This window comes from Teichococcus aerophilus, from assembly GCF_014490485.1.
Taxonomy (GTDB): Bacteria; Pseudomonadota; Alphaproteobacteria; order Acetobacterales; family Acetobacteraceae; genus Pseudoroseomonas; species Pseudoroseomonas aerophila.
The window spans coordinates 12430-32886 of record NZ_JACTVA010000016.1 but is presented as its reverse complement, the minus strand read 5'-3'; the positions used below and the strand labels follow the sequence as shown (position 1 = coordinate 32886).

The 20457-nt window shown below is 68.2% G+C and carries 16 protein-coding genes and 1 tRNA gene; 9 read left to right on the top strand and 8 right to left on the bottom strand.

Annotated features, from left to right (window positions below):
- Together coaE and dnaQ are read left to right on the top strand one after the other, a co-directional pair.
- A complete protein-coding gene (gene coaE, locus IBL26_RS10905) occupies nt 1–600 on the top strand; it encodes a dephospho-CoA kinase (RefSeq protein ID WP_367615411.1) in 600 nt (199 codons plus the stop codon).
- On the top strand, nt 597–1289 hold the full coding sequence (gene dnaQ, locus IBL26_RS10900) for a DNA polymerase III subunit epsilon (RefSeq protein ID WP_187784513.1): 693 nt from the start codon (nt 597–599) through the stop codon (nt 1287–1289). Before coaE ends, dnaQ begins: the two co-directional genes overlap by 4 nt.
- A 277-nt stretch (nt 1290–1566) precedes the next feature.
- On the opposite strand, the gene IBL26_RS10895 is transcribed toward dnaQ, so the two are convergent.
- Nucleotides 1567–2268, bottom strand: a complete 702-nt coding sequence (locus IBL26_RS10895; RefSeq protein WP_187784512.1) for a pirin family protein — start codon at nt 2266–2268, stop codon at nt 1567–1569.
- A 187-nt stretch (nt 2269–2455) separates the two neighbouring features.
- Here IBL26_RS10895 and IBL26_RS10890 point away from each other — a divergent pair.
- From IBL26_RS10890 to hpf, 7 genes are all read left to right on the top strand, one after another.
- Nucleotides 2456–2539: transfer RNA gene (locus IBL26_RS10890), tRNA-Leu, on the top strand.
- 53 nt (nt 2540–2592) lie between these two features.
- Entirely contained in the window at nt 2593–3261 is a 669-nt protein-coding gene (locus tag IBL26_RS10885) for a ribonuclease D (protein WP_187784511.1), read from the top strand.
- Nucleotides 3262–3787: 526 nt separating this feature from the next.
- On the top strand, nt 3788–4486 hold the full coding sequence (gene lptC, locus IBL26_RS10880) for an LPS export ABC transporter periplasmic protein LptC (RefSeq protein WP_187784510.1): 699 nt from the start codon (nt 3788–3790) through the stop codon (nt 4484–4486).
- Nucleotides 4486–5493 (top strand): LptA/OstA family protein, encoded by a 1008-nt coding sequence (locus tag IBL26_RS10875; protein ID WP_408901918.1) that lies wholly within the window; start codon nt 4486–4488, stop codon nt 5491–5493. The genes lptC and IBL26_RS10875 overlap by 1 nt, the downstream gene beginning before the upstream one ends.
- Nucleotides 5490–6272 (top strand): LPS export ABC transporter ATP-binding protein, encoded by a 783-nt coding sequence (gene lptB / locus IBL26_RS10870; RefSeq protein WP_187784509.1) that lies wholly within the window; start codon nt 5490–5492, stop codon nt 6270–6272. Before IBL26_RS10875 ends, lptB begins: the two co-directional genes overlap by 4 nt.
- Before the next feature lie 149 nt (nt 6273–6421).
- Complete coding sequence (gene rpoN, locus IBL26_RS10865) at nt 6422–7933, top strand: RNA polymerase factor sigma-54 (protein ID WP_187784508.1); 1512 nt, start codon at nt 6422–6424, stop codon at nt 7931–7933.
- Between the two features lie 100 nt (nt 7934–8033).
- Nucleotides 8034–8705, top strand: coding sequence for a ribosome hibernation-promoting factor, HPF/YfiA family (gene hpf, locus IBL26_RS10860; RefSeq protein ID WP_187784507.1), 672 nt, complete (start codon nt 8034–8036; stop codon nt 8703–8705).
- Between the two features lie 182 nt (nt 8706–8887).
- Here the strand turns inward: hpf and IBL26_RS10855 are convergent, their stop codons facing one another.
- The 7 genes from IBL26_RS10855 to IBL26_RS10825 form a co-directional block, all read right to left on the bottom strand.
- Nucleotides 8888–10216 carry an SAM-dependent methyltransferase gene (locus tag IBL26_RS10855; RefSeq protein WP_187784506.1) on the bottom strand — a complete coding sequence of 443 codons (1329 nt, stop codon included), beginning with the start codon at nt 10214–10216 and terminating at the stop codon, nt 8888–8890.
- Nucleotides 10217–10432: 216 nt separating this feature from the next.
- Complete coding sequence (locus IBL26_RS10850) at nt 10433–11308, bottom strand: universal stress protein (protein WP_187784505.1); 876 nt, start codon at nt 11306–11308, stop codon at nt 10433–10435.
- 528 nt (nt 11309–11836) lie between these two features.
- Entirely contained in the window at nt 11837–14449 is a 2613-nt protein-coding gene (locus tag IBL26_RS10845; protein ID WP_187784504.1) for a cation:proton antiporter, read from the bottom strand.
- 509 nt (nt 14450–14958) lie between these two features.
- The gene (locus IBL26_RS10840) at nt 14959–15867 is read right to left on the bottom strand and encodes a metal ABC transporter solute-binding protein, Zn/Mn family (RefSeq protein ID WP_187784503.1); all 909 of its coding nucleotides are present in this window, start codon (nt 15865–15867) and stop codon (nt 14959–14961) included.
- Nucleotides 15868–16274: 407 nt separating this feature from the next.
- A complete protein-coding gene (locus tag IBL26_RS10835; RefSeq protein WP_187784502.1) occupies nt 16275–17087 on the bottom strand; it encodes an exodeoxyribonuclease III in 813 nt (270 codons plus the stop codon).
- Between the two features lie 200 nt (nt 17088–17287).
- Complete coding sequence (locus IBL26_RS10830; RefSeq protein WP_241749255.1) at nt 17288–17629, bottom strand: DMT family protein; 342 nt, start codon at nt 17627–17629, stop codon at nt 17288–17290.
- Nucleotides 17630–18267: 638 nt separating this feature from the next.
- Entirely contained in the window at nt 18268–20289 is a 2022-nt protein-coding gene (locus tag IBL26_RS10825; protein ID WP_187784500.1) for a 4Fe-4S binding protein, read from the bottom strand.
- Nucleotides 20290–20457 lie beyond the last annotated feature (168 nt).

Below are 20457 nucleotides of genomic sequence, written 5' to 3'. Positions count from 1 at the left end.
GTGGTCAAGGTGCTCGGGCTGACCGGCGGCATCGGCATGGGGAAGTCCACCGCCTCGGCCACCTTCCGCCGCCACCACGTGCCGGTCTTCGATGCGGATGCCACCGTGCACGCCCTGCAGGCGCACGGCGGCCGCGCCGTGGCACCGATCGCCGCCGCATTCCCGGACGCGGTGCGGGACGGCGTGGTGGTGCGCGAAGCCCTGCGCCAAGCGGTGTTCGAGGACCCGCACGGCCAGCGCGCTGCCCTGCGGCGGCTGGAGCGTATCGTGCACCCGCTGGTGCGGGCGGAGGAACGCCGCTTCCTGGCCGCCGCCCGCCGCCGCCGCCGCCCTTTGGTGGTGCTGGACATACCCCTGCTGTTCGAGACACGCGGCGAACGGCGCTGCGATGCTGTCGTCGTCGTCTCCGCCCCCCCTTCCATCCAGCGGGCGCGGGTGCTGGCCCGGCCGGACATGAACAAGGCCCGCCTGGCCTCCATCCTGAAGCGGCAGATGCCGGACCGGCTGCGCCGGGCCCGGGCGGATGCCGTGATCCATACGGGCTTGTCCCGCCATACCAGCCGTCGCCACATCCTGGCGTTGTTGAGGAGAATGCGATGAGCCGCACCCTGGTCCTGGATACCGAGACCACTGGCCTGGACCCCGCCACGGGAGACCGCGTGCTGGAGGTGGCGGCGGTGGAACTGGTCAACCTGGTGCCCACCGGCCAGACCTTCCACGTCGTCATCGACCCCGAGCGCGATGTGCCGGAGGAAGCCAGCCGCATCCACGGCTTCACGCGCGAAATGCTGATCGGCAAGCCGAAATTCGCCGAGATCCTGCCCGCGCTGCTGGAGTTCCTGGACGACGACCCCATCGTCGCTCACAATGCCAGCTTCGACTTCAACTTCCTCGACCACGAGTTCAAGCGCGCCGGCCGGCCGCCCATCCCGCGCAGCCGCATGGTCGATACGCTGATGCTGGCCAAGAAGCGCTTCCCCGGCCTGCCCAACAGCCTGGACGCGCTGTGCCGGCGCTACGGCATCGACAACTCCATGCGCACCTCGCACAACGCGCTGCTGGACGTGCAACTGCTGGCGCAGGTCTACCTGGAACTGATGGGCGGCAAACAGCCAGGCTTCGAACTGGCGACAGCCCGCATGGCCAAGACCACCGGCCCGGTGCTGCTGGAAGCCGAGCCAGTCCACCGCACCCCGCGCCCCATCATTCCCACCGAGGCCGAACTGGCCACCCACGCTGCGTTCGTCGCGAAGCTAAAAGAACCGATCTGGGCGACGGTGGAGGGGTAGCGTGGGGGTTGGCAAGGAAGCGGCAAGGCTGGGGAATGAATTCCCCAGACCCCTTCTTTTTTTCTGCGAGTTTGGCGTGGCGCTTCAGGACTGAGAACGGGCTCTTCTGATGATTTTAATAATGGGCCACGCGGGCTGAAACGTCAGTCGCCGGAGGTCTAGGACCTCCGGCGCACCCAACCGTATCTCCCGGCGCGCCCCTTCAACAGCCACGTCCGAAAATTCGAAAAAGAAAAGAAGGGGTCCGGGGAATTCCTTCCCCGGCCTTTTCTTTGTCTTATTCCTCCGTGTCCACCAGCACCAGCTCGGCCCCCTCGGCGTCCGCGAGGATGGTCAGCGTCGCCTCGGCCACGATCGCCGCGGCGTCGCGTTCGTCCAGGCGTAGGCCGTTCACGGTGGCTGCGCCTTTCGCCACCACCAGGTAGGCGGCGCGGCCGGCGGGCAAGGCCAGGGTGGTGGCTTCGCCGGCGGCCAGGGTGGCGGCGCGCAGGTTGGCATCCGCGTTCAGGGGCAGGGCGTCGCCGGCATCGGGCTGGCCGCTGGCCAGTGTGACGAAGCCTTGGCCGGTGGTGCGCGGGAAGGGCTTGGTGCCCCAGTGCGGCTTGGCGCCCAGCGTGTCCGGCATGATCCAGATCTGGAACAGGGCGGTGGTCTCGTCTTCCAGGTTGTATTCGGAATGCACCACGCCGCTGCCGGCGCTCATCACCTGCACGTCGCCGGCGACGATGCGGCCTTCGTTGCCCAGATTGTCCCGGTGGGTAATGGCGCCCTGGCGGACATAGGTGATGATTTCCATGTCACGGTGAGGATGCGGGTCGAAGCCGGTGCCGGCGGCGATCTCGTCATCGTTCCAGACGCGCACGCGGCCCCAGCTTGTCCGGTCCGGGTTCCGGTACTGGCCGAAGGCGAAGTGGTGGCGGGCGTTCAGCCAGCCGTGCCGGGCGGCGCCGAGGCTAGCGAAGGGGCGGATATCGATCATGGCGTGGGGTGTCCTGTGCGTGTCGCTAGCACAGATAGTCGGGCGCTTCCGGCCCTGCGATGCAGCGCCCTGCATGACCGTGATGGACGGTGTGAATGAGGTTGCAGATTTTTGTCGGAGGTCGCTTGACGGCGGCCTTTGCCGCCCATAAAAGCCCGTCCACGCCAAACGGCGTATTCGACCCCTTGCCCAGGTGGTGGAATTGGTAGACGCGCTGGCTTCAGGTGCCAGTACTCGCAAGGGTGTGAAGGTTCGAGTCCTTTCCTGGGCATATTCCCCTCATCCAGTTGATGAGGGGCCGACTGGAAGGCAGGGAATGCGAGAATGGGACAGACCCTTTTCGCCCCCAACGCCACCAAGTCAGGCACCATGATCAAGCTCCACAAACATGATCTGCCGGACGGCCTGGACCTCGGTCCTGTCGTCGCCATCGATACCGAGACGATGGGGTTGAACCCGCATCGGGACCGGTTGTGCCTCGTCCAGCTCTCGGCGGGAGATGGCAACGCGCATTGCGTGCAGATCATCCCCGAAACGCTGGGTGGGCGCGGCGCTGATTGCCCCAACTTGAAGCGTCTGCTGGCCAATCCCGATCAGGTAAAGCTGTTCCACTTCGCCCGCTTCGACGTCGCTATCCTGCGGCAGGCGCTGGGGGTGGAGGTGGCGCCGGTCCGCTGCACCAAGGTCGCCGCCAAGCTGGTGCGCACCTTCACCGAGCGGCACGGGTTGAAGGACCTGCTGCGGGAATTGGTGGGCGTCGATATCTCCAAGCAGCAGCAATCCTCCGACTGGGGCGCGCCGGAACTAACGCCGGAGCAACTGGCCTATGCGGCGTCCGACGTGCTGTACCTGCATGCCCTGTGGGCGCGCCTGGAAGGGCTGCTGATTCGCGAGGGACGGCTGGAACTGGCCGAGGCCTGCTTCCGCTTCCTGCCCGCACGGGGGCAACTGGACCTAATGGGCTACGAGGACCCGGATATCTTCGCGCACTGAGCCAGGCCGGCGCGCTCCTGAGAGGGGCGCTGCCCGTCTCAAAGTCTCCTGGCCAAGGCCTGAGGCCTTTGGAAACCCGTTTGGGTTGGTCTGGCCGAGTTGGGTCGGCGGCTGATGTGATGGTTCTCGGGGCATGGCCTTCTGAGCACGGCACCGCCTCAACAGATCGCGGGTGCAGGGATCGTATCCCCTGCCAGGGGAGTTTGAGGGAGCAGAGCCCCCTCAATGGCGCCAGGCCGTTCTTCCTAACGACGGTAGTCGAGACCTGTCATGAACGGCCCGAGAAAGCCGACAGCCAATGCGGGGACAAAGTGCCGACGACCCTCCGCAACTCCCGATTGTGTCAAACTGTTGGCACGGTTTTTGGTAGGGCCGCGCCCACTCCTGCGTTGACCCACTCCACCCGCGACCCCATACATGGGGGAGTGAGGATTACTCTTCTCCATTCCGGCTGGCCGCAAGCTGTGCCGCGTGGGCCCCGCCAGGCCTCCGCCGCCGCGCCGGCCAAGCCACTTGGCCCAGGTGCATGAAGCTCTCTTTCCCTCCGCGTGACAGCTTGGCCGCCCCCGGCATCGAGCGTGGCTCCGGCAACCGCCGCACCCTGCTGCCGTCCCGCGCGCGGGTGCAGGTGACGACGGGCGCCATCGCCCGCCGCCGCGCACTGGTGAAGCTGGCCAAGCTGCTGCTGCCGGTCGGCGCGCTGGCTTTGCTGGCGGCGGTCGCCCTGTGGCCGGAGTTCGACAGCGCGGAGGATCGCGGCCGCATGGCCTTCCGCCGCGTCAGCCAGACCACGGCGGATGCGATGCGGATTTCCGGCGCCCGCTACCAAGGCGTGGACGAGCAGAACCGCCCCTACAACGTCACCGCCACCTCCGCCGTGCAGCGGGATGAGAGCGGGCTGATCGACCTGACGCAGCCGCGCGCGGACATCCTGCTGACCAACGGCGCCTGGATGCTGCTGGAATCCCACCAGGGCCAGTACGACCGCCCGCAGAGCCAGCTGAACCTGCAGGGCAATGTCACGCTCTGGCATGACAACGGCACCACGATGAAGACCGAAGCCGCCCATATCGACGTCCATGCCGCCGAGGCGGACAGCGACAGCCCGACCACCGCCCAGGGCCCCTTCGGCACGCTGGAGGCCGAGGGCTTCCGGCTGCGGGAGCGTGGCCAGGTGGTGATCTTCACCGGCCGCAGCCACGCGATCCTGGAAGGGCGCCAATGATGGCCCGCCGCTTTGCCCCCCTGCTCACTCCTGTCCTGGCCGCCGGGCTGATGGCGCTGGCGGCCGGCCCACTGGCAGCCCCGGCTGCCGCGCAGGCGCTGGACATGACCCAGGGCGGCCCGGTGGACGTGACCTCCACCGATGGCATCGAGTGGCGGCAGGCCGAGCAGGTCGTCATCGCCCGCGGCAATGCCCGCGCGATCCGCGAGGGCGTGACGCTGGAGGGCGACCGGCTGATCGCCCGCTACCGCCCGCGTGCCGGCCAGAACCCGGCCGCGCCCGCACCCGGCGCGCCTTCCGCCGTGGCCGAGGGGCCGAGCGGCGGCAACGAGATCTGGCGGCTGGAAGCGGAAGGCCATGTCCGCATCAGCACCGCGACCGATACCGCCGTGGGCGACCGCGCCGTGTACGACATGGACCAGGGCGTGATGGTGCTGACCGGCAACGGCCTGAAGCTGACCACGCCGACCGATGTGCTGACGGCGCGGGACAGCCTGGAATACTGGCCGGGCCGCCGCATGTCCGTCGCGCGCGGCGCCGCCGTGGTCGTGACCAGCGACAACCGACGCATCCAGGCCGATACGCTGGTGGGCTATTTCCTGGAGCAGGGGCAGACCGCCCCGGCCGCGGCGCAGCGCCCGGCGAATGCCGCCGCTACCCCGGGCGCACCCCGCCAGGTACCCGGCGCCGGCAGCCAGCTGGAGCGTGTCGAGGCCTTCGGGAATGTTGAGATCCGCACCCCCACGGAAGTCGTGCGCGGCGACCGGGGTGTCTACAGCGCCGTCACTGGCATGGCGCGGCTGCTGGGTGGCGTGCGCATCACCCGGGGCGAGAACCAGCTGAACGGTCAGGAAGCCATTGTGAATATGCGGAGCGGGGTCGCCCGGTTGGTGAATACGCCGGGCCAGCGCGTGCAGGGCCTGATCGTGCCCAACCAGCAGAGCCGGGATGCCTTGCAGGCCCCGGGGGCCCAGCCACGCCAGAACCAGCAGGGCCAGAGCCGATGAGCGATACCATTTCCGGCGTCACCCTGCCCGCCCCCAACCTGAAGGTGGTGCCGGGCGATTCCGGCCTGGTGGCGATCGGCCTCGGCAAGCGCTTCAAGAAGCGGCCGGTGGTGCGCGGCGTCTCCCTCAGCGTGAAGCGGGGCGAGGCGGTCGGGCTGCTCGGCCCCAACGGCGCCGGCAAGACCACCAGCTTCTACATGATCACCGGGCTGATCCGGCCGGATGAGGGCCGGGTGTTCATGGACGGGCAGGACGTCACCACCCTGCCGATGTACCGCCGCGCCCGCATGGGCCTGGGCTACCTGCCGCAGGAAGCTTCCATCTTTCGGGGCCTAAGCCTGGAGGACAATATCCGCGCCGCGCTGGAGGTGGTGGAGCCGAACCGCGCCCGGCGGGAGCAGATGCTGGACTCTCTGCTGGCCGAATTCGGCATCGCGCATCTGCGCCGGGCTCCCGCCCTGGCGCTCTCGGGCGGTGAGCGGCGGCGCTGCGAGATTGCCCGCGCGCTGGCCACCCACCCCGCCTACATCCTGCTGGACGAGCCGCTGGCCGGCATCGACCCCATCGCGGTGGGCGAGATCCGCGACCTGGTGAAGCACCTCAAGAACCGCGGCATCGGTGTGCTGATCACCGACCACAACGTGCGGGAGACGCTGGAGATCATCGACCGCGCCTACATCCTGCATGACGGGCAGGTGCTGATGGAAGGCACGCCGCAGGATATCGTGGCGCATGAAGGCGTGCGCCGCGTCTACCTCGGCGAACGGTTCAGCCTGTAAGGGTGGCCGGGATGCCGCCCCGCAGACGCCGCTCGCGTGGGTGATCGCATGATGCGGGCTTCCCGGCGCCTCCGCCCTTGTCCGTCATGCTGCAGCAGGGTCGGGCCGCGCCGCGCGGCCGCGACCCCCCGCCCCTGAGGGCTGCGACGATGGCGATCGGCCCCCGTCTGGACCTGCGCCACACCCAGTCGCTGGTGATGACGCCGCAATTGCGGCAAGCCATCAAGCTGCTGCAATCCTCCAACATCGAGGTCACGGCCTTCATCGAGGAGGAGCTGGAGCGCAACCCGCTGCTGGAGCGCGACGAAGGCGCCGCCGAGCCGGGCGCCGAGGCGCAGCAGCGGGCGCGGGAAGCCTTCGGCGAGGCCCAGCCCGTGGCCACCCCCGCCCAGCCCGATAGCTATGACAGCACCGGCGCCGCCACCCTGCCGGCGGAGGCCGAGGCGCCGCTGGATATCGGCGACTGGAGCAATGTCTACGACAGCAGCGAGGCCCCCGGGCGCGGCGGCCGTGCCGACTTCGCCGATGACGACCGCGGCATCGACGAACTGGCCGCAGAGCGCCGCCGCAACCTGCGGGAGGAGCTGGCCGAGCAGGTGCGGCTGACCTTCCGCGACCATGCCGACCGGATGATCGCCGCCCAATTGCTGGCCTTGGTGGATGCCGCCGGCCGGCTCTCCGTGGCGGATGCGCAGATCGCCGCCGCGCTGGGCTGCGCGGAAGCGCGCGTTGCCGCCATCCGCGCCCGCATGCAGCGCTTCGAGCCGGTGGGCATGTTCTGCCACGGCCTGGCCGAGTGCCTGGCGGTGCAACTGGCGGAGCGGAACCGGCTGGACCCCGCCATGCAGGCGCTGCTGGACAACCTCGAGCTGCTGGCAAGGCGCGACCTGCGGGCGTTGATGCGCATCTGCGGCGTCGACGCCGAGGACATGGCCGAGATGGTGGCCGAGCTGAAGCGGCTGGACCCCAAGCCCGGCGCCGGCTTCGATGACGACCCCGCCCCGGTGCTGGTGCCGGACGTGCTGATGCGCCGCGCCCCCATCGCGCCCGAACCCGATGCACCTGACTGGATCCTGGAGCTGAACCCGGAGACGCTGCCGCGCGTGCTGGTCAACCGTGGCTTCCACGCCCGTACCCTGGTCGGCGCCAACCGGGAGGTACGGGCCTTCCTGGCGGAGCAGTACCAGTCCGCCAACTGGCTGGTGAAGAGCCTGGAGCAGCGGGCCAATACCATCCTGAAGGTCTCGGCCGAGATCGTCCGCCGGCAGGACGCGTTCTTCCACCACGGCGTCTCGCACCTGCGTCCGCTGATTCTGCGCGATGTGGCGGAGGCGGTGGAGATGCACGAATCCACCGTCAGCCGCGTCACTGCCAACAAGTACATCGCGACACCTCGCGGAAATTTTGAGCTCAAGTACTTCTTCACCACGGCGATCGGCGGCACCGGCGGTGAAACCTTCAGCGCGGAGGCCATCCGGCACCGTATCCGCACCATGGTGGATGCCGAATCTGCCGCCGACATCCTTTCAGATGACGCAATCGTCGCCATGTTGAAGAGAGAAGGTGTGGACATCGCCCGCCGGACGGTGGCCAAATATCGAGAGGCGCTGCACATTCCATCTTCGGTGCAGCGCAAACGGGAGAAGGCCGTCCCGGCCTGATCCGGAGCGCGGGCTGGGGCGCGTGCAGCGCCAGAGAAAGAGCCCGCTCGCCGTCCTCCGGGGCGGCCCCTCCCCAATCTGGGAAAGGGGATAGCTCGCCATGCATATCACTGTCGCTGGGAAGCAGGTCGAGACCGGGGACGCTCTGAAGGTCCATGTCTCCGATGGCCTGAAGGCCGTGACGAAGAAGTACTTCGATCACGCCCTCGAAGCCCGCGTCACCTTTGCAAAGAACCGAGCCTTCTTCACATGTGCCATCGACGTCCACGCCGGCCGTGGCCTGAGCGTGCGGGGCGAGGGTGAAGGTCCCGATGCCCACCGTGCCTTTGACGTGGCGGCCGAGCATATCGGCAAGCGGCTGCGCCGCTACCGACGCCGGGTGAACGAGCATGCCCGCGACATGGCCGATGAGCGCCTGCCGGTGACGGCCGAGACCGCGCGCCAGGTGATCCTGGCCGGCCCCATCGAGGAACCGGACGACCAGGACGACGCGCTGGTGGAAGCCCACCCGGATGACGGTACCGTGGCCGATGGCCTGACGGCGAAGGAGCATGACGACCTGCTGCACAAGCAGGATGGCGGCGGTGCCATCATCGCCGAGACGCCGACCGAGATTTCCCGCCTGACCGTCAGCGAGGCCGTGATGCGACTGGATCTGGGCCAGCAGCCGGTGATGATGTTCCGCAACCGCGCCAGCGGGCAGCTGAACGTGGTGTATCGCCGCCCGGATGGGCATGTGGGGTGGATCGATACCGCCGCTGCTTCGGGTTGAGGAGGGGGGCGCGGGTTTGCCCGCGCCTTCCGTCAACCGGCTGCCTTGCAGATGATGTCAGGCGGGATCAGCCAGGGATGTGGGTCACATCATTTACGGGGTGTCCGCCGCGCTCGCTTGCGGCGGACATGCTACAGGGTGATGCGGCCCTGAAGCGGGTTTACCGCAAAGCGTAAGTCCCTTTAGCGCCGACGGCGCGCGACGATGCCGATGCTCGTTGTCACATATTTTCCTGCGTCCAGGCGCAGATGTGGCAGGGACCATGGCGGCGTATCAACATGGTGGTCCGCTGGCCCGGTCCCGGGATGCAGGTTGAGCGGTGCGACCTCATGCCCCTCATCCAGCAGGCGGGATAGCAGTCGTTCAAAATCCTGGCGCCTGAACAGGGACAGGCCACGACTTTCCAATGTCTCGTCGTTCGAGCTGTAGTTCAGCTCCGTGGTATGGACGGCGATGCCGCCCGGCTTCAGCGTCTCCAGGCTATTCTGAAAGAAGCGCAGGCCATGCTCGATTGAGCCCAGGTGTTCGAAGGCGCAGGCGGACCAGCAGGCATCAAATCCACGCAGGTTTGTCGGAATGGCGTTCATGTCGGCGGGCTGGAAATCGATGCCTTTGTCGAACACCTCACGCGAGACGAGATGCGGCATGAACAGGTCTTCGACACTGGTGCTGTACTGGTTGGTGGAGGACCAGCCTTGCAGGTTGTCATCCTCCGCCGGTGCGTCGGTCGCCATCACTTCCGCACCGCAGGCCGTGAAAGCCGCGGGCAACGGCTCCTTCCCCGTGCCGAAGCCCAGCAGCCTTCGGCCGGGCTGCAACATGCCAGCCTGTTCCAGCACCCGGTGGATATACATGAATTCCCACTGCTTGCGGTGCAGATTGGGAACCACTCGATACAGTGCCGTTAGCCGCTTGTAGTCAGGTTCGTGAAACTGGCCTTCGGTGGCCACCTGGGTCACGGGCGCCGCCATCGTCGGCGGGCTGAATTGCCAGGGGATGCGGCTATCTTCCGGCGGCTGCAGCATGAACAGCGGCAGGCGGAAATCCTTTTTCTGCTTCCACAGGCGGCGGTTGACGAATTCAGGGCTGTCCAGAAAGGCGTGGCGCAGGGCCATGCCATCCTTGTGCTGCCGGTGATAGCGGATTTCCTCGAAGGTCCGAGGCTCGCGGTCCAGGAACAGTCGAATGGCCCAGGCTGCCTGGTCGAGCGAAGTGGGTGAGCCGGTACGGCTGTGCAGTGAATCCGCCATGTCACGCCAGTGCTGTCGGTCGGCTGACAGCAGCTTCTCCGGCGCCTGGGGGTCGACATCCGCCGGTGCGGAGAGGCGCCCCACTGCCTCGCGCAACTCTGCCGCATCCTGGCAGGTGCAGAGGAGGCGCACCTCGTCGTCACTCTCCGGCTCACGGCCCAATAGAAGGCGGATGGCCCAGATGGCGGCATCGGGCGGAAGGTTCAGTCCGTAGCGAAGTTCTGCATGATCCGCACGCAACCTCACATCGTCCGTCAGCATCGCCGCCTCTCTGCTACCGCACTGCAGGATGGCAGGTGACAAGTGATTTGCAAGGCGGAACGTGTCGATTGTTTACGTGAACGTAAATCCGTGTCGCTCCCATAGAAACGGCCCCGGAGAGGTTAGAATCCGGGGCCGTTTCATCATGGCATGGGTGGTACGGCGAATGTCGCCGCCCTATAGAGCGCGCGCCGTGCGGGGCCCGTAACGCTCAGTTCACCGGCACATCAACACGGGGATGTCCGCATTCTCCAGCACATGCCGGGTTACGCCGCCCAGGATCAGCTGGCGCAGGCGGGAATGGCTATAGGCGCCCATGCACAGCAAATCCGCATCGAAGTCCCGCACCGCGCCCAGCAGGCCGGCGCCGACTTCGCGGGTCTGCGGCTTGAAGGGTACGGCCTGGGACTGGATCTCGTGCCAGCGCAGATAGGCCTGGATGCCTTCCACGGCGGGGCCACGGCGCTGGTAGTCGTCCGAGTACAGCAACTGCACCTGCTCCGCCCGGTGCAGCCACGGCAACGCGGCGGCGACGGCGGCGGCGCTTTCCGCCGTGCCGTTCCAGGCACAACAGACGCGGGTGCCGATGGTGGCCGGCGGCTGGCGCGGCGCGATCAGCACGGGGCGGCCGGAATCGAACAGCACCGCGTGCAGCGCGTCCGAGGACGAGACATCGTCATCCGCCTCCGGGTGCGGCACCACGGCCATGTCGTAGAGACGCGATTGCTGCGCCACCACATCCTCTTCTCGCCCGGCGATGCTTTCGAAGGAGAGGGTCGGGCCCTCGGCCTTCAGCGCGCTCTCGGCATTCAGGGCAATGGTGACGTCGCGGCCCTGGACGAAGCGCTCGAACAGTGCGTGCACGCGGTTGGCGCGCTCGCCGCTCTCACGCTCGGTCGCCGCCATCATCTCCTCGATCATGGCGCCGGAGAGGCCTTCGCCCGCCAGCGGGGCCACGTCGCGGGCATCGACGCGCACGTGCAGGCAATGCACATGGGCGTTCCAGATCCGGGCGACCATCAGCGCGGTATGGAGCGCCGCCTCCCCGGCAGCGGTCCCGGTCAGTGGCAGCAGCAGCCGGCGATAGGCCATGTGGCTCTCCTCTAGCCCAGTTCGAGGCACCCGTGCGGAGTGCCCTGAACGACGCTAACACGAAATCCCCGCCTTCGTCTGCATCCAGGCTTCAGCGCGGCCTTGCCTGAGGTGCGAGGGCGGAACAGCCCGGGGCGCTGGTCGGCCCCCTTCATAGATGGGCGGTGTGGCAGGCTGGTTCGAGGCGCCGGGCGGCAAGACAGGGCTCTGCCCTCTCAAATTCCCCCGGCAGGGGACAAGGTTCCGAGCACCCACAATTCAGAGGATGCCGGCGGCATTAGCCGGCAGGCGCGCTCGACTCGACGGCTGTGGGGACGCGATCCTGGTCGATCGATTCTGGCCGCGGCAGGACATGCAACCTGACAGGGTTTGAGAGCGTCCTCATCGCATCTCCCCCACGACGTCGATCTCTCGAAGATGTCAGCGCGTGAAAACCTGTGTCACGCAGCACCCAAAAAATGGGTTTCCAAAGGCCTCAGGCCTTTGGCGGGGAGAGTTTGAGAGGGGCAGCGCCCCTCTCAACCGGTCCTACTCGGCCGAAGCCCGCGTCTCCACCCCCTGCGCCGGCACGGCCGGCTGGGCGGCGCCTTCGAAGGTGACGAGCTTCATGTATTCCCGGCTTTCCGGCCCCGTCGCCGGCGTGCCCGCCGCCGCTTGCTGCCGGTTCATGGCGATGCGCTCCATGCGTACGGCGATCTCGGGCGCCTCGTGCAGCAGGCGCAGGAAGTCGGCGGCGTTCAGCTCCAGCAGGTGGCAGAAGCTGGCGGCGCGGGCGCGGCCGGCGCGGCGCGGGCGGCTGTCCAGCAGCTCGCGCTCCCCGAAGAACTCACCGGTGCCGAGCACCACTTCCTCGGTGCTGCTGGCGCCGGGCTTCACCGCCACCATGCCGCGGCTGATCAGGAAGACCGAGTTAGCCTTCTGCCCGCCGCGATAGATGCGCTCCCCCGGCACGACGAAGCGGGTGGAGACGCTCATCGCCAGGTCGTGCATCAGCGCGTCCTGCAGGCCGCTGAACACCTCGAACTCCTTGATCCGGTTGTCGATGCCGGATTGGATGTTGAATTGCAGCGGGCGGGAGATCTGCTTGCGCAGCATGTCCAGGCCCCGCATCAGCTCCTCGTGCAGTTCCTCGCCGATCAGGGATTCGCGGCGCAGGCCGGCATATTCCTCGGCCTCCATCCGTAGGCCGATCTGCCGCAGCATGCGGGATTCCAGCGCCTCGGCGTAGCCCGGGTATTGCAGGCGCAGCACGTCCATCGCGTCCTGCAACAGGTCCTCCCGCCGGCCGACGATGTCGCCCACCACCTCGGTCACCCGCTGGCCCAGCACAGGCTCCATCCTCCGGTGCATGAAGCGGCTCATCGAGACGGAGACGAGGTGGGTGAGCAGCAAGGTCTCGAACCGCTCCGCCATGCAGTGCATCAGCGGCGTGTCGATGCGGAACTTCTTGTGCAGCCATTGCGCGAAGACAAAGCGCATCGTCGGCTGCAGGCGGCGGCGGGCGGCCTGGATGTAGCCGTAGCGGCCCTCGGCCCGGGCGCCGTCAATCATGCTCTCGGCGGTCCAGAGCAGGTTCTCCATGACGCGGCGGGAGAGCACCTGGTCTTCGAACATCTCCAGCAGCACGGAGCGTTCCTGGCTGGCGAAGGTGATCAGGCCGAGCGTCACCCGCTCCCGGTCCCCGATCGCGGTATCGAAGGTATTGGCGGCGGTCTCCATCTTGATGCGGCGGTCATAGGATTCCAGCGCGTGGCTGCTGGCGGGGGCGGAGAAGCCGAACTCGGCCGCCGTCTGGCGCATCTTGTCCCGCACCTCGCCCAGGCCGATGGCGACCACCTGGTTGCGCAGCGCCTGGTCGGAGGCCGAGAGGTGGTCCAGCTTCAGCGCGCGCACCAGCCAGCGCAGCGTGGTGCCGTTCACCAGCAGGGTGAACAGCACATAGCCGGTGGCCAGGATGGCGACGAAGCGCTGCACGTTGGCGGGGACGCCGTAATTCTCGGTGACGGAGAGCGCCAGCGCCAGGGTGATGGCGCCGCGCAGCCCGCCCCACAGCATGGTGGCCTTGGCCGGCGTCGGCACGCGTTGCGCCAGCTTGGTCCGTTCCAGCAGCGGCAGGATGCCGAACAGCACCGCCGCGCGCGCCGCCATGGCGGCAATGACGACGACGCCGACCAGCACCGCATCCCACTGCGTGGCCCCCAGCAGCAGCTTCGGCACCAGCATCGAGGCCAGGATGAACACCATGGAGCTCGACCAGAAGGAGAGCTGCGCCCACACATCCTGCAGGAACTGCCAGCTCTGCGGCCGGAAGGTGGAAGGCCCCATGGCACTGACCGTCAGCCCCGCCACGGCGGCGGCGACGACGCCGGAGGAATGCAGGAACTGGTGGCAGACGATGTAGGCCACGTAGGGCAGCGCCAGGGTCAGCGTGACTTCCGCGGTGCGGTTGCCGCCCAGCAGCGGCACCGCCGCCACCATCAGCCGCGCCAGCACGAAGCCCACGGCGATGCCGCCGGCGAAGGAGAAGACGAAGTTACTGACCGCGCCCGTCGCATCCACCGGCTGGTGGTTGACCACCTGCGCCAGCAGGATGGTGAAGATGGAGATGGCAGCGGCATCGTTCAGCAGGCTCTCGCCCTCCACCAGCCGCGTCAGCCGGCTGTTGGCGCCGATTTCCCGGAAGATGCCGACGACGGCGGAAGGGTCGGTCGTGGCGACGATGGCGCCCAGCATCAGGCACACCGTCAACGGCACTTCCGCGATCGGCGCCAGGGCGAAGCCGATGGCGGCGGTGGTAACCAGCACGGCCACCACGGCCATGACCAGCACCGGCGTCGCATCCCGCGCCAGGCGCCGTACGTCGATGGAGAGCGAGCCGTGGAAGACCAGCAGCGGCAGGAAGAGGTAGAGGAACACCTCGGCATTGATAGGAAAGTGCAGCAGCACCTTCGCCGCGTCGTCCACCGCCTGGGTGTGGAAGGTGTTCAGCACCAGCGTGGCGCCACCCCCCAGCAGGACGCCGACCACCGCCAGCAACACGGTGCTGGACAACATCAGGCGGCTGGCCAGCGGCTGGATGGCACTGATGACGATCAGCAGCAGGGCCGTCGCCAGCAGCGTGTCTGGAAGGCTGGTCAGCATCGCAGTCAATCTTTCCGTACCAGGCCCGCAAGGCAGGCTGTTGCCCAGGCCGCCGCCGCACCCGGGCCACGGCCTTTCGCTTCAGCCCCTTTGCCGCAGCACTGGGGCAGCTCTGGGGCACGGAAACCCCCCCTCCGCCCTGGCCGGACGGGCAGCGCCTCCTTGCCCCGCTCTTTCATATGGGCGGAGGGGCGATGTGATCTCGCAACATGAGGGAATGGTAAGATTTTTGTTGGAGGGGAAGGCCGGGGAAAGAATTCCCCGGACCCCTTCTTCTTTTTTGCGCGTTTGGCGTTGGGCTTGGGCCTGAGAGCGATGCTCTTCGATGGCTTTTTTTACAATGGCTACGCGAGCTGAACCGTCAGGCGCTGAAGTCTGGGACCTCCGGCGCGAACTGGCGCATTGAGACGCTGACCAACCTCTCAACAGCCACGTCAGCCAAAACTCGAAAAAAGAAAAGAAGGGGCCCGGGGAATTCCTTCCCCGGCCTTCCTTCCTGTCCTCGCCTGTCAGCCCTTCATCGCCGGGATCAGCAGCCCGACATTGTGCCGGAACATCGCCTCATAGGTCGGGGCCGGGCCGCTGGGGGTGGAGAGGGCGTCGGAGAACAGGCGGCCCTTCACCGTGATGCCAGCTTCCGTGGCCAGGCGCTGCAGGGTGGCGGGGTTGGCCATGTTCTCCAGGAACACGGCGGAGATATTCTGCTGCTTCAGCAGCCGGATCAGCCGGGCGACCTCGGCGGCGGAGGGCTCGCTTTCGGTGCTGACGCCCTGCGGGGCCAGAAACTCGACGCCATAGGCCACGGCGAAGTAGCCAAAGGCGTCGTGGCTGGTCACCACTCGGCGACGGGGCTGCGGCACCGTATCCACCTGTGCGCGTACCCAGGCGTCCAGCGCGGCCAGCCTGGCCAGGTAGGCGTCGGCATTCGTGCGGTAGGTGTCGGCACCGGCGGCATCGGCCTCGGCCAGGGCGGCGGCGATGGTGCGGATATAGGCCTGGCCGTTGCGCAAATCCTGCCAGGCATGCGGGTCCTGGGCATGGCTATGGCCGTGGCCGCCATGGCCGCTGTCCTGCATGGCGCGCGGGGTGACGCCCTGGCTGGCCGTGGCGACCGTCCCGCGATAGCCGGAGGAGCGGACCAGCCGGTCCAGCCAGGTGTCGAAGCCCAGCCCGTTGCGCACGACCAGCCTGGCCTGCCGCACGGCCTCGGCGTCGGAGGGGCGGGGCTGGAAGCTGTGGGCATCCACGTCCGGCCCGGCGATGGTCCGCACCGCCACGCGGTCCACGCCCACCTGCTTCACCATGTCCCCCAGGATGGAGAACGAGGCGACCACGGGCAGCGGCGCCGCTTGCGCCAGGGCCGCGCGGCCCAGGAACGGTGTGGCGAGGGAAAGGGCCAGCAGGGCGCGACGTTGCATCGGGTGGTGTCCAGTCATGTTATATCATAACAATTGCCTGACCCGCTGCCCGCTCGCAAGCGGCTTTTGCCGCAGGGGAGGCTCGCGTTTGCTGGCGTGGCTCTGCTTCAGCCAGCGGCCAGGGCTGATACCGAGGCGGGGGCGAAGGACGCAGATCTGACGACCGAAACCGGTGTCGGTGTCGGTGTCGGTGTCGGTAGCCATCGACAACTGGGACCGGCAGCAAGGCCGGGGCCTCCCGTTCCCTCCCAACGGCGAGCTCCGTCACGCCCGCAGAGCCTGCGGCAGCAAGCACGTGCTCTCGCCGCCAGCGCCGTCCTGCCAAAAGCGGCGGAGCGTCCGGGAAGGCGCCCTCACGCCGCCTGCGGCGCTCGCTTCAGATCAACCCGGCGCCAGCCGAGGCATCCCTAGAGCGCCAGTTCCACCATCACCGGCACATGGTCGCTGGACTGCGTCCAGTTGCGCGCCGGCTTCAGGATGCGGTGGCTGGAGAGCTTCCCCACCAGGTCGCCGCTGACCCAGATATGGTCCAGCCGCCGGCCGCGGTTGGAGGCTTCCCAGTCCTTGTTGCGGTAGGACCACCATGTGTAGACCTTCTCCGGCGGCGGCACGAAGTGGCGGATGGCGTCATGCCATGCCCCCGCCTTCTGCCACTCCGTCATCGCCTCCACCTCCACCGGGGTGTGGGAGACGACGGTCAGCAACTGCTTGTGGCTCCAGACATCGGATTCCAGCGGCGCGATGTTGAGGTCGCCGACCAGCACGGAGCGCTTCGTCGGGCCGCGCTCGCGGTTCCAGGCGGTGGCCTCGGCGACGAAATCCAGCTTGTGGGCGAATTTCGGGTTAACCGCGCGGTCCGGGATGTCGCCGCCGGCCGGCACATAGAAGTCGTGCAGTTCCAGCCCGCCCGGCACGTCCAGGTCCACGCCCAGGTGGCGGCAATCCCCCCGCGCGCACCAGTCCGGATCGTCATGCCGCACCGTGAACGGGATGCGGGAGAGTACGGCGACGCCGTTATAGCCCTTCATCCCGCGAATGGCGCGGTAGGGGAAGCCCAGCGCCTCCACCCCCTCATGCGGGAAGAACTCGTCCGGGCACTTCGTCTCCTGCAGGCACAGGACATCGGGCGCGAGGTCCCGCACCAGATCGGCCAGCAGCGGCAGGCGCAGGCGGACGGAGTTGATGTTCCAGGTGACGATGCGGAGCGAATTCTGGGCCATGGGCAGACGGATACGGCCTGGCGGGAAGCAGGCCAAGGGGGCGGACCAGCGGAATGCCTTGGCGGCCAACCGCCAGCACCGTCGCTGGCTGGCCTACAAGCGGCGCCGGCCGCATTGGCGCCCCGCCCACCGATGCCTTGGGTTGGCATGGCCACCGGCTGCCCATGCATGAGCAGGCAAGAACCGACCGCCCCTGCCGGTTACTTCGCGGGGAGGAAGATGAACCCCACCGCCGCCACCAGGCACAGCATCGCCGCCCCATAGTTCCAGCGCAGCGGCTCCCCCAGCACCGTCACCGAGAAGCCGGCGAAGACCGCCAGGGTAATCACCTCCTGGATCACCTTGAGCTGCTGCCCCGTATAGGCGCCGCTCTCATACCCGATGCGGTTGGCGGGCACGGCCAGGCAGTACTCGAAGAAGGCGATGCCCCAGCTGATGACGATCGCCGTCGCCATGCCCCAGCCCGGACGCTTCAGGTGGCCGTACCAGGCGAAAGTCATGACGATGTTGGAACCCACCAGCAGCAGCGGGGGCCAGAACATGGAAGGGTTCATCGGGGATGCGGGCCTTGAAGGACAGGCGCACAACATGCACCCCCAGCCAGCGGTTTCGCGATACGTCCGCAGATGAAACGGACGTAAGCTGAGCGGGCGGCGACGGCGTGATGGCGCCCTTCCACGGTGGTTCCGCCTGGGCCGGCCTGCGGAGTTGAGACCGGGATGGAAGGTGGAAGGCTGGGGAAGGATTTCCCCATACCCCATCTCTTTTCTGCGAGTTTGGCGTTGCGCTTCACGATGGAGGGGTGGCGCGAGGGGAGGTTTCGCAGCGCCATTCGTCGCTGACAGGCGAATCATGGCACGGGAAAATTCTTGGAGCTGTTTCAGAAGCCTGTGGCGTCGGTTGCAACGACCCGTTCGGCGCCAACATTGTCGGTGGCTTGGACCAATGTCTCTCATTCGCCTGCGTGCTGGCACGAGCATTCCGACCGCGCCCTCAGCAAGCAGACGCACCAGCCATTTCCAAAAATCTCACGCGGGTTGCCCCTCAGTCGCAGGAAGCCCCGGACCTCCCAAACGCCCCGCCGGCCAAGCCAGACCACCCCCACCCAAAACTCGAAAAAAGAAAAGAAGGGGTCCGGGGAATTCCTTCCCTGGCCTTCCCTTTCCCCCGAAGCCTTCCGTCAGCCTTGTTCGCCCGCCTCGCGCCGGTAGTCTTCCTCCGTGCGGGGCCGCGGCCGGGCTGGGCCGGCATAGGGGTCGATGGCGGCGTCGGTGGCCGCGTGGACGCGGCAATCCTCGCAGAGTTCCAGCAGGGCGAGACGGGAATCATCCGCGAACATCCAGTGGCCGGTGGCCTGCAGCTTCGCCTTCACCCGGTCGATCGAGGCGCGGGTGCCGAAGGGCTTGTGGCAGGCGGCGCATTCCGCCGGTTGTTCCTGCCGCACGACCTGGCGGGCGCCGGCTTCCGGCAGCAGGTTCAGGCGCGGTTCCAGGCTGATGACCTTCTCCGGGCAGGTGGCGACGCACAGGCCGCACTGCACGCAGGCATCTTCCAGGAAGGACAGCTCGGGCCGTTCCGGGTTGGCGGCGAAGGCGCCGGCGGGGCAGACCATGGTACAGGCCAGGCACAGCGTGCAGCCATCCGCCACATGCGCGGCACCGAAGGCGGCACCGGCGGGCAAGGCGATGCTGGTGGCCGGCACCGCTATGGCGTCGCGCAGGGAGGCCATGGCGGCCTTCAGCATCTCCCGTGGCGTGCCCATGGGCAGGAAGTCGGCCTCGCGCGGCAGGGGCACGCGGCGGGGGCCGGCGTGCAGGGCGTCCAGCAGGGTGAAGGGGTCGTCGGTCTCGATGGCGCCGGGGCCGGCGAACAGGCCGAGCCCGCCGAGCAGCGCCATGGCGGTATCCAGGTTGCCCAGCAACCCGTCGGCGCCATGCGGGCGGCGGCCCGGCATCAGCACCCGCACGCAGCCGGCGCCCCAGGCATAGGGGGCGACCAGCATGGCCAGGTCCATCGCCGTCACCTGGCCGACGCGTAGCGGCAGCACGTCCGCCGGCAGGCCGGGCCCGTGGCGGGAGAGAGCGTCGAACATCGCCTCGCCGTCCTCCCCGTGCAGCAGCAGGGTGGGGGCGGTGCCGCCGGCGGCGTGGTAGGCGCGCAGCAGGGTACGGGCGCGGCGCAACAGCGCGTCCGAAGGCGGCAGGGCGTAGGTGATGGCGCTGGTGGGGCAGACGGCGGCACAGGCGCCGCAGCCGGCGCAGATCTCGGCGCTGACGGCCACGCTGTCCCAATGACCCTTGGCGCCGGGGGTGATGGCGCCGGTGGGGCAGAGGTCCAGGCAGCGGGTGCAGCCGGTGCGGCGGTTGCGCGCATGGGCGCACAGCCCGGCATCGAAGGTGACGAAGCGGGGCTTGTCGAAGGCGCCGGTCAGGGTGGCGGCCTCGGTCGCCAGGCGCTCCAGCGCGGCGTCGTCGCCCGGCGCGGCGCGCAGGTAGCCCAGCCGCACCTCGTCGGCCGGAAACAGCGGCGCCCGGCCGGTCACGTCCAGGATGACGTCGCAGCGGCTGACGGCGCCGTCCTGCGCCCGCCCCCAGCGATAGGCGGCGCGGGAGGCGGGGGAGGCGGCGGCATGGCCATCCACCGTCACCTCGAACTGCCCCAGCCAGCCGGCGGCGGCGCGGGCGCGGCCGCGCAGCACCGGGTAGTCGGCCTGGCGGAGCGGTTCCACCTCCTCCTCCCCGGTCAGCAGCACGGTCAGGTCCAGGCTGCCCTTCAGCTTCTCGGCCAGGCGCAGCGCCGTGGCGTCGCGGCCCAGGATCAGCGTCACGCCCTCGCTGGCCAGCGGCACCAAAGGGGTCGGCGGCATGGGCACGGCGGCGGCGGCCAGCAGGGCGGCCATTTTCGGCCCGGCGGCGGCGCCGTCCTCGGACCAGCCGGCCTGCTCGCGGATATTCACGAAGTCCAGCTGGCCGGTATGGCCGGCGGTCTCGGCCTCCTGGCGGAACAGGGGGGCTTCCTGGGTGCAGCCCACCGTTACCGCGTCGGTGCCCATGGCGGCCAGGAAGCGGTCCAACTGGCTGCGGCACAATTGCTCGGCCGTCTTCAGCCGGCCGCCGCAGCCCTTCGCCAGCGCGCCGTCATCCAGCAGCATGGTGTCCTCGCAGGAGCAGGCGAAGACCGTGCGGCGCGTGGTGTTATCCATATCGTGCAGAACCCTTCCACGCCGCTGTGGCGAGATGATGCACCCGGGCATATATGGCTTGGATGCCCGGATCGCCAGGACAGCCTCTGCCCACGCCGCCTTGGGCCGCCAGCCGGAAAGCGGGACAACCGGGGCGGGAACGCCCCGGGGCGTTGCCCTGCCTCGCCG

Excerpts from the sequence above, each read along its gene's own strand:
- lptB (WP_187784509.1), top strand. The coding sequence starts at position 5,490 with ATGAGCGATACCATTTCCGGCGTCACCCTGCCCGCCCCCAACCTGAAG.
- IBL26_RS10840 (WP_187784503.1), bottom strand. The coding sequence starts at position 15,867 with ATGCAACGTCGCGCCCTGCTGGCCCTTTCCCTCGCCACACCGTTCCTG.
- IBL26_RS10835 (WP_187784502.1), bottom strand. The coding sequence starts at position 17,087 with ATGGCCCAGAATTCGCTCCGCATCGTCACCTGGAACATCAACTCCGTC.
- IBL26_RS10895 (WP_187784512.1), bottom strand. The coding sequence starts at position 2,268 with ATGATCGATATCCGCCCCTTCGCTAGCCTCGGCGCCGCCCGGCACGGC.
- IBL26_RS10850 (WP_187784505.1), bottom strand. The coding sequence starts at position 11,308 with ATGGCCTATCGCCGGCTGCTGCTGCCACTGACCGGGACCGCTGCCGGG.
- IBL26_RS10845 (WP_187784504.1), bottom strand. The coding sequence starts at position 14,449 with ATGCTGACCAGCCTTCCAGACACGCTGCTGGCGACGGCCCTGCTGCTG.
- hpf (WP_187784507.1), top strand. The coding sequence starts at position 8,034 with ATGCATATCACTGTCGCTGGGAAGCAGGTCGAGACCGGGGACGCTCTG.
- dnaQ (WP_187784513.1), top strand. The coding sequence starts at position 597 with ATGAGCCGCACCCTGGTCCTGGATACCGAGACCACTGGCCTGGACCCC.
- IBL26_RS10875 (WP_408901918.1), top strand. The coding sequence starts at position 4,486 with ATGGCCCGCCGCTTTGCCCCCCTGCTCACTCCTGTCCTGGCCGCCGGG.
- IBL26_RS10830 (WP_241749255.1), bottom strand. The coding sequence starts at position 17,629 with ATGTTCTGGCCCCCGCTGCTGCTGGTGGGTTCCAACATCGTCATGACT.
- IBL26_RS10855 (WP_187784506.1), bottom strand. The coding sequence starts at position 10,216 with ATGCTGACGGACGATGTGAGGTTGCGTGCGGATCATGCAGAACTTCGC.
- IBL26_RS10885 (WP_187784511.1), top strand. The coding sequence starts at position 2,593 with ATGGGACAGACCCTTTTCGCCCCCAACGCCACCAAGTCAGGCACCATG.
- lptC (WP_187784510.1), top strand. The coding sequence starts at position 3,788 with ATGAAGCTCTCTTTCCCTCCGCGTGACAGCTTGGCCGCCCCCGGCATC.
- rpoN (WP_187784508.1), top strand. The coding sequence starts at position 6,422 with ATGGCGATCGGCCCCCGTCTGGACCTGCGCCACACCCAGTCGCTGGTG.
- IBL26_RS10825 (WP_187784500.1), bottom strand. The coding sequence starts at position 20,289 with ATGGATAACACCACGCGCCGCACGGTCTTCGCCTGCTCCTGCGAGGAC.